Origin of the sequence: Endozoicomonas sp. ONNA1, from assembly GCF_024606325.1 — a bacterium.
Taxonomy (GTDB): domain Bacteria; phylum Pseudomonadota; class Gammaproteobacteria; order Pseudomonadales; family Endozoicomonadaceae; genus Endozoicomonas_A.
Genome location: NZ_JAHHPN010000441.1, coordinates 1 through 1,226, shown reverse-complemented (window position 1 = coordinate 1,226; position 1,226 = coordinate 1). Strand labels below are relative to the sequence as shown.

General features: G+C 39.6%; 2 protein-coding genes. Both read right to left on the bottom strand.

Annotated elements, in window-relative coordinates:
- The coding region (locus tag KDK19_RS10165; RefSeq protein WP_257291867.1) for a glycosyltransferase at positions 1-836 on the bottom strand (836 nt) is incomplete at its 3' end.
- Positions 833-1,226: polysaccharide pyruvyl transferase family protein (locus KDK19_RS10160; protein ID WP_257291866.1), on the bottom strand; the 394-nt coding region annotated here is incomplete at its 5' end. The genes KDK19_RS10160 and KDK19_RS10165, both read right to left, overlap by 4 nt.

Here is a 1,226-nt window from a genome sequence, read left to right as displayed (position 1 = left end):
AAAATAAGCAACTCAATATTTTCGGCCTCTCCCAGTTTTTTTAGCTTCTGTAATGCTGGTACTAGTAAATGGTAACCTTTTCGAGGATCAGATGTGCTCGACATTGCACCGAACAATAAATACTTCTTACTCTGAGATAGACCAAGCGTTTCTCTCGCCAAGTTTCGAGATAACGGTTTATAAACTGAATGATCAATACAATTATTAATAACCTTGACAGATTGATCAGCAAATAGAGTACTCCTTTGAACACAATCAGCTAACCAACTACTTGGTGCTACAATATGAAAACGTTTGTTAGACCAAGTTTTCTTTTTTCGCTGAAAAATCCATCGATCTAAATCTATCCCGCTATGCTCAGAATGACGCGACTCACGACTGTAACCTGCAGAATAACGTTCAGATGAAAGGTCATCATCATAATGTTCACAACCACTAAAAGACCACATATCATGTAATGTCCATACAATGGGCTGCTTCAGTGAAGCTATCTCACCTATTGATAACATTTCATTACCAACCCAATGCAAGTTCACTATATCTGGTGAAAGCTTATTTATAATGCGGGGCAAACCAGATGGAAAAAGATTCAACGAATGATGAATTGGGTTACCCGTTTTCTGAGCCTTTAGTATCCTTCTAGCAATTGTCGCAGCAGCTTTAACCCTTAATTTCTTTCGTAAACTCACAGTATGCACATAAGGGTCATCAGAACACTTATTAATAACAAGCATATGACTGTTCAGACCCACACTTCGCTGTGCCTGATGCAGCCTATAGGCTGCACGGGCAGCACCACCCTCCAAGTCGCTATAGCAGAGGTGCAGGATTTTCATAACGCCACTTCCTTCAGCTTCTCTCGCAATTTTGGCTCGAATAACAAGTCTTCTTTATCAATTGGATCTATTGAAGGTGCATCAAGTGCTAATTCGAGTGCATGAACTAAATCTTCCGATTTTAATTCAGTCATAGATAACGTGTGAGCGTCAAACCGTTTTGCTAGAGAATGAACCTTTCCTTTACCGAGTGTATAGTCAAGAGCGATTGAATTGACGCCAAGCCCCAAGCCAAAAACTAAAGAATGAAAACGCATTGCCAAAAGAGCATCAGCCTTTCTGAATTCTTCACAATAGGCGATTGGCTCCATTTCTCTACCTAAAAGCGAGTAATCAATAGCTTCTGCTAATAGATTTTTATTTCTAAAAAGACGACGATAGAACCAACGA